This window comes from Paenibacillus ihuae, assembly GCF_001368795.1.
Classification (GTDB): Bacteria; Bacillota; Bacilli; order Paenibacillales; family Paenibacillaceae; genus Paenibacillus_AQ; species Paenibacillus_AQ ihuae.
The window spans coordinates 1,030,956-1,038,121 of record NZ_LN831198.1 but is presented as its reverse complement, the minus strand read 5'-3'; the positions used below and the strand labels follow the sequence as shown (position 1 = coordinate 1,038,121).

7 protein-coding genes are annotated in these 7,166 nt (G+C 50.2%); 3 read left to right on the top strand and 4 right to left on the bottom strand.

What is annotated here, in order from left to right:
- The 3 genes from AQR02_RS04610 to AQR02_RS04600 all read left to right on the top strand — a co-directional run.
- On the top strand, positions 1-695 hold a 695-nt coding region (locus AQR02_RS04610), incomplete at its 5' end, for an aldo/keto reductase (RefSeq protein ID WP_245237119.1).
- Between the two features lie 608 nt (positions 696-1,303).
- Entirely contained in the window at positions 1,304-1,834 is a 531-nt protein-coding gene (locus AQR02_RS04605) for a hypothetical protein (RefSeq protein ID WP_054939578.1), read from the top strand.
- A 259-nt stretch (positions 1,835-2,093) separates the two neighbouring features.
- Positions 2,094-2,948 (top strand): AraC family transcriptional regulator, encoded by an 855-nt coding sequence (locus AQR02_RS04600; RefSeq protein WP_054939577.1) that lies wholly within the window; start codon positions 2,094-2,096, stop codon positions 2,946-2,948.
- A gap of 285 nt (positions 2,949-3,233) precedes the next feature.
- Here the strand turns inward: AQR02_RS04600 and AQR02_RS04595 are convergent, their stop codons facing one another.
- The 4 genes from AQR02_RS04595 to AQR02_RS33565 form a co-directional block, all read right to left on the bottom strand.
- A complete protein-coding gene (locus AQR02_RS04595) occupies positions 3,234-4,196 on the bottom strand; it encodes a glycoside hydrolase family 43 protein (RefSeq protein ID WP_054939576.1) in 963 nt (320 codons plus the stop codon).
- 34 nt (positions 4,197-4,230) lie between these two features.
- Positions 4,231-5,709, bottom strand: coding sequence for an alpha-N-arabinofuranosidase (locus tag AQR02_RS04590; RefSeq protein ID WP_054939575.1), 1,479 nt, complete (start codon positions 5,707-5,709; stop codon positions 4,231-4,233).
- A gap of 29 nt (positions 5,710-5,738) precedes the next feature.
- Positions 5,739-6,653 carry a carbohydrate ABC transporter permease gene (locus AQR02_RS04585; RefSeq protein ID WP_054939574.1) on the bottom strand — a complete coding sequence of 305 codons (915 nt, stop codon included), beginning with the start codon at positions 6,651-6,653 and terminating at the stop codon, positions 5,739-5,741.
- A gap of 54 nt (positions 6,654-6,707) precedes the next feature.
- Positions 6,708-7,166 (bottom strand): carbohydrate ABC transporter permease (locus tag AQR02_RS33565; protein WP_245237117.1); only part of this gene is annotated, 459 nt, incomplete at its 5' end.

Sequence of the window (7,166 nt, the reverse complement as noted above, 5' to 3'; positions counted from 1 at the left end):
TGTCACGCAAGCACATTATGGAGCAATGCGAAGCCAGTCTGCGGCGTCTGGGGACCGATTACATCGACGTCTATTTCTGCCACCGCTTTGATTATGAGACTCCGCTGGAAGAAACGCTGCGCGCACTGGATGACCTTACGGCCCAGGGAAAAATTCTCTACTCAGCTGTCAGCGAGTGGAGCGCAGCGCAGATCGTTAGCGCCAGCGGCATCAGCAGCAGGCTGAATCTGCGTCCGCTTGCAGCAAATCAGCCGATCTACAATATGTTCGAGCGCTACATCGAACAGGAAGTGCTTGAAGTGTCCAAGCAGGCTGGACTTGGACAGGTGGTCTTCTCGCCGCTGGCGCAGGGCATTCTGACCGGCAAATACAAGCCGGGCCAGCAGGCTCCGGCAGGCACCCGCGGTGCCGACGACTCGGTCAACGGCGTCATCCGCAGCTACCTGCGCGACGATGTGCTGGGCGTCGTCGCCCAGCTGGATGAAGTCGCAGCAAACCTCGGCGTGAAACTGTCGCAGCTGGCCCTGGCCTGGATTCTCCGCCAGCCCGGCGTCAGCTCTGCGCTGATCGGAGCGAGCAAGCCCGGCCAGGTCGAAGAAAATGCCCGGGCTGTGGAAATCGTGCTCCAGCCGGAAACGCTGGAGACCATCGACAGCCTCCTCGGACAGGTGGCTGACTTTGCTCCGGCGAGATAAACTGCCTGGCAGGACTTAAGGAATATCCTCCTTGTGAGGCTAACGGATAAGCAGGTTTTCTGCCTGCACATATTGGCAATACAACAGGGAGTCCCGGGTCATTCGGGACTCCCTGTTGTATGTGGGGTCTTTTGCAGCGGCATTCACCCGCCGGCTGTACGGGGGGCTGGCGTTTCAGGGGATCAAAGGGATTTTGCTGTTAGTCTTAAAAGTGGACACCCGTTAAGATACGGTAATCGGGATGCCGGAGGCATTGCTGTAAGGGTTCCATACTGCAGCGACATTCAAATCTTAGACAGATGGCAGCAGGACAAGGGCAATAATCAGCAGCACCTCTACAGGAACCTTGAATAGATTCCTCCAGTCGTTCATATAAATCCGCCATAGGTTTACCATCTGCCAGTCACCTTCGGGCTGTTATTTGGATATTTTAATATGCCCTGGGAGTTTTCTTTGTACAAACCGGCCTATACGCAAAATTATTTGCAACATTTCCGGCTAATTAACGTTAATAAGGGTACATCCCCCGTTTGAGAAATATGGCGGAGGGTAAAGAAAGAGTATCAGCGAAATTACGTGTCAAATCATGCCAAGGGGGAAACCGAAAGATGTTTACTAAAAAATCCATTTATTTACTGCCTGTGCTGGTTCTGCTGTTCCTTTCCCTCGTCACTACGGCAAGCACAGCAGGAACACGTGCAGAAGCACAGGGCGGAGCAAGAATCGAACACCTTACCGTGTACATTCATACGCTTCAGCCGGCTGCTGACGGCAAGCTTACACTGACAGCCGATCCTATTGAATGGTATGAAGGTGCTGATGCCGACCGCGTCTTTGCCGAGCGGGAGCCGGAAGCCGCTGCAGAAATCGGCGGGGCGCTGGATGATTACTATATCGTGAATGACAGCAATCAGCTGACCACATATCAGGTAGCGGACAACGCCGCAGTAACGATGCAAATCTTCGACCACACGGGCAAGATTGAGGATCTCGACATCAGCTGGAACGAAAGCATTAGCTTACAGAAGTTTGCTGCAGAATTCGCCAAAACCGATGTGTTCGACCTCAGCCAGTCGCCTTACCACCTGACGATTGAGGACGGCGTCATTACTTCAATTGTGCAGCAGTATACCCCGTAAATTTAACCTTGCTAATCAGCGATCAGGGGCTATCCCGCAGTAGAGTCATCTACTACGGGATAGCCCCTGTTTATTTTCACAAAAAAAACTACGCTCATGGTTTGGACAGAAGCGATTTAAGGTTTAGAATAAACATGCCGCGCAACCCTTATCCATAAATCCAATATTCAAGGAGTAAGCGCTTTACTTCTAATGTTCTTTCCTTAATAATAGGAGTAACTAGAAGTGTATTAAAGTCAGATAAAAGGGGGGCATACATATGGTTGCTTTTGAGCTGATCGTAGATATGCCGGTCGATTTTGAGATCACAGGCAAATTCGTAGCCCCGTCTTCCGATTGGATTCACTTGAGCCGGATTCTGCAAGATTATGAGCTAATCGTTATGACCGAAGGGGTACTTTACCTGGCGGGTGACAAAACACATTTTACCGTCTCTAAGGGCGAGTATCTGCTGCTTCCCCCATATACCAAGCAATATGGATATCAATCTTCGAACTGCAGCTTTTACTGGCTCCATTTCAAGTCCCCGGACGGAATCAAAATCACCGATGTCACCGGGCACACACAGAACAGGGAAGACAACAAGCTGCTGCTGCCGCAGTATGGAAGCCTGAAAAGCCTGGAGAAGATCATCGTCATGATGAAGCAGCTGCAGGATTCAGTGAGAGGCTATAATCAGAAAACACTGAACAATTATATGGCGACAGTCATTCTGTGCGAGCTGTATAACCAGGTGTTCCAGAACGAACATAACCCGGTCAAGAAAACGAAGCAGGAGCAGCTGTACAATGATATTGTGGACTATATCAAATGGAGCCGCAGCGAGCATATCAAGGTATCGCAGATCGCTGCTTATTTCGGATATAACGAGAAGTATCTATCCCACCTGTTCACCACGATCTCCGGTATCTCGCTCAAGCAGTACATTCTCCAGCAAAAGATGGAGCTGGCAAAGTTCCTGCTGTCCGACACCAACCAGAATATTAGCGAGGTATCGCTGCAGCTTGGCTATAAAGACTGCCATAATTTCATGAAATCGTTCAAGAAAATTGTCGGCCTGACCCCCACTGACTTCCGCAACGCTTACGCCAAGCGGCTGCTGTTCTATGAGTGAGTCTATTGTATTTTCTGCAACAGATTCCCACTAATTCGGCCTGAAAACAACAGCGAATGCACTTTGTACAACAGATTTCCGTAATGAGGTTAATTTTGACCTTTTATTCCGAAATCTGTTGCACGGAATACAACAGAATGTGATTCGTCGTTGAATATTAAGCTTTCTATTGTACAAAGTGCAGCCATATAACATCCGGCTATTGGTTTCGTTGAGACTATGGCGAGTAACGACCAAAAACAAAGCCGCGTTTCTCCATTAACGGAAAAACGCGGCTTTATTTACTTAGTTTCTGCTGTCCTTCACCGGTACGCCGAAATCCGGTGTGCCGTCTTCGTTCCAGCCCAGCACCTGGGCGCGGGTGTGGCGGTTCGGATCATACAGCGGATCTCCGGTAATTTCCTTATAATTGCGGGCATGATAGATAAGGACATCTTCGCCATGCTCGTTGACAGTGAAGCTGTTATGACCCGGACCGTATTGTCCGGTCTCTTCACTGGTCTTGAACACCGGCTCCGGATGCTTCTTCCAGGAGGCGGCATCCAGCAGATCGCTGTTCTCATCGGCAGTCAGAAGACCCATGCAGTAATTGAAATCGGTAGCACTAGCCGAGAAGCTGATAAATATCCGTCCGTTTCTTTTTAGGACCGCTGCTCCTTCATTCACGCTGAAGCCAATCTTTTCCCATTCATACTCCGGCGTAGCGATCATGGTCTGCCGTCCGGTCAGGGTCCAGGGGCTACTCATTTCAGAAATGTACAGATTGGAATTCCCCGGAATCTCCGGATCCTTCTGTGCCCATACATAATAGAGGACGCCGTTATGCTCGAAGGTCGTTGCATCGAGGGCAAAAGATTCCCAGGCTGTCTTCAGTTGGCCCTTCTCGGTCCAGCTGCCTTCCAGCGGGTTCGGCGATTCATTCTCCAGGACGAACATCCGGTGGTCGAACAGTCCGTCATTGGTTTCTGTGGTCCGGGCTGCAGCGAAATAGATATACCATTTGCCGGCAATATAATGGATTTCGGGAGCCCAGATATTGGCACTAAGCGGCCCCGTTTCATATTTACGCCAGGCAACAACCGTTGCTGCATCTCTGAGTCCTTCAATCGTCTCCGCTCTGCGAACCTCAATCCGGTCGTATTCCGGTACGGAAGCGGTGAAGTAGTAATAACCGTCTGTGTGTTTATATACCCAAGGATCCGCGCGCTGCTCCACAAGCGGATTGCTGTATTCTTTGTTCGTGCTCATATCGTTGCTCCTTTGGTCTATCAAAGATCGATTCCTATTCCAGTGTAAGTACAACTACAGAGGCCGGCGGAAGGGTACAATTCAGAATGCCATCCTTCAGCTCTGCCTGCTCATAGGCAACAGGCGCTACAGTATCCGGCGTTTCGAATGTGTTATGTGCCCCAAGCTCTGAATGGGTCAGGATCTGTCCGGATACCCGGCTGGCACCAGTCCCTCTGACAGCAAAGCTGAGGCTGGCTTCAGCTTCATGGCTCAGGTTGCAGATAGAGACATAGATTTTGCCTTCCTTGTCACGGGACGCAGAAATGCTAAGCTGCGGTATCGTCACCCCTCCGTATGTATAGAGCGGGCTCTCGAACGCAACCTCCAGCAGTTCGTTATCCTGGTGCACCTTGTACATCTCGAATACATGATAGGTAGGCGTAAGCAGCAGCTTGTCGCCTTCTGTCAGAATCAGCGCCTGCAGTACATTGACCATTTGGGCAATGTTCGTCATCTGCACCCGGCTGCTGTGATTGTGGAAAATATTCAGGTGGATGCCTGCAACCAGCGCATCTCTAAGGGTGTTCTGCTGGTAGAGGAATCCGGGATTTGTTCCGGGTTCGCTCAGGAACCAGGTCCCCCACTCATCTATAATCAATCCTACCCGCTGCTCCGGATCATATTTATCCATAATTGCCGAGTGGCGGGTAATGAGCTCATCCATATGAAGTGATTTCTGCATCGTTTCGATCCATTCGGCTTCATCGAACCCGAGTGCCTGGCGTTTTTCTTCCCAACTGCCTGGAATGGTATAGGAATGCAGGCTGAGCCCGTCCATCATTTTGCCCGCTTCCCGCATGACTACTTCCGTCCAGTTATAATCATCCACATTCGCTCCCCCGGCAATCTTGTAGAGCCGGTTGTCGCCATAGTTTCTGACATAGGTCTGATAACGCCGGTACAAGTCAGCATAATATTCGGGACGCATATTGCCGCCGCAGCCCCAGTTCTCATTGCCGACTCCGAAATATTTCAGCGCCCATGGCTTCTTCTGCCCATTCTCCTGCCGCCAGGCAGCCATCGGGGATTCGCCGTCAAAGGTCATATACTCGACCCACTCCGACATCTCCTGAACCGTGCCGCTGCCGACGTTGCCGCAAATATAAGGCTCGCATTCCAGCAGCTCGCACAGGCGGAAAAACTCATGCGTTCCGAAATGGTTGTTCTCGACTACACCGCCCCAGTGGGTGTTTACCATCCGCTTGCGGCTTTCCCTCAGACCAATCCCGTCTTTCCAGTGATATTCATCGGCAAAACAGCCGCCCGGCCAGCGCAGCACCGGTATGTTCAGCTTTTTCAGCGCTTCGACCACATCATTACGAATACCGTCCGTGTTCGGGATCGGCGAATCCTCGCCTACCCATATGCCTTCATAAATACATCTGCCCAGATGCTCGGCGAAATGCCCGTATATATTTTTGTTGATTTTACTTTTAGGAAGATCGGCATTGATTACAAGCTTTGCAGTCATAGTTTCTCTCTCCTTGGGTAAGCTTCTATTTAGCCCTTTATCCCTGAATTCAGATTAATGGATTGTACAAAGTACTTCTGTGCGAACAAGAACAGCAGCAGTGTAGGAATGATTGCCAGAATCGCCGAGCCCATCAATTGCCCGATCATCCGGTAGTTTCCATAAATATCCTGCAGCAGCAAGAGTCCCGCCGTTACCGGCATTTTGTCAACATCTGTAAATACGATAACCGGCCAGAGGAAGTCATTCCACGATCCGGTGAACGAGAACAGTCCGCATACAATCAGAATCGGTTTCATCAGCGGCACAATGATCGAGGCATAAATCCGGAAATGGCCTGCACCATCCACATGAGCCGATTCATCGAGTTCCTTTGGAATACCATTCATAAATTGACGGACCAGGAAGAGGTTTCCCATACCAGCCAGTCCGGGGATAATCATCGCCCAGGAGGTGTTAACCCAGCCTAGAGCATCAATAATTTTGTACGAAGGAATCAGGTTCACGACACCCGGGAAAAAGGAAATACCCAGCAGGGTGAAAAAGAGTGTATCTCTTCCTTTGAACTTCATGCGGGAGTAGCCGTAACCGGTGATGGAGATCACAATAACTACGAGCAGGGTATGCATCGTTGCTATAAACAAAGAGTTCATGAGCCAACGAAGGATAGGAGCCGTTGAAGTGTTCTCCAAAATTGCTACATAGTTTTCAAGGATCCATTCTTTTGGAAACATTCTGAACCCTGAGCTGACAACCTCGGTCTGTGACCGGAAGGAGGTTGTGATGCCGAAGACAACAGGGACGATCCAAATCACACACAATATAATCAGGAACAGATACGAGATATATTTTGAGATGCTAATACCTGATCCTTTTCTTTTGTCTACATGCTGTCCGTTTACAAGCGGACCTTTATCCAATTGCCCAGCCATTTGGTTTGCCATGCGGGTACACCTGCCTTTTCAATTTCGCTGCTTGATCCATTGTCTTATCCAAGACTAAGCTGCATTCCGGTTCATCACATAATACTGCAGGGCTGAAATAAGCAAAATAACCAGTCCCAAAAGTACCGCCATCGCCGAAGCCATCCCCGCAATAGACTCACCGTTACCGAAGGCGAGCTGGCGGATATACATCATCAGTACATGCGTGCTCTGGCGCGGACCGCCGTCTGTCATCATTAGCGGCTGGCCGAAGACGTTAAAGGCTCCTGCAGTAGTCATAACAAAGGTATAGACGAGCGGGAAACGAATGGAAGGCAACGTGATGCTCGCAAATCTGCGGATCGGTCCTGCTCCGTCCATTTCTGCCGATTCATATAGATCCTGGGATACACCGCTGATCGAAGCACGGTATATAATCAGGTTGCCCCCGACGCCGCCCCAAACCGTAATGATAATAATCAGAATCCAGGCATAAGGCTGGTGGGTCGGCCACGAGACATCGGAACCGAACAC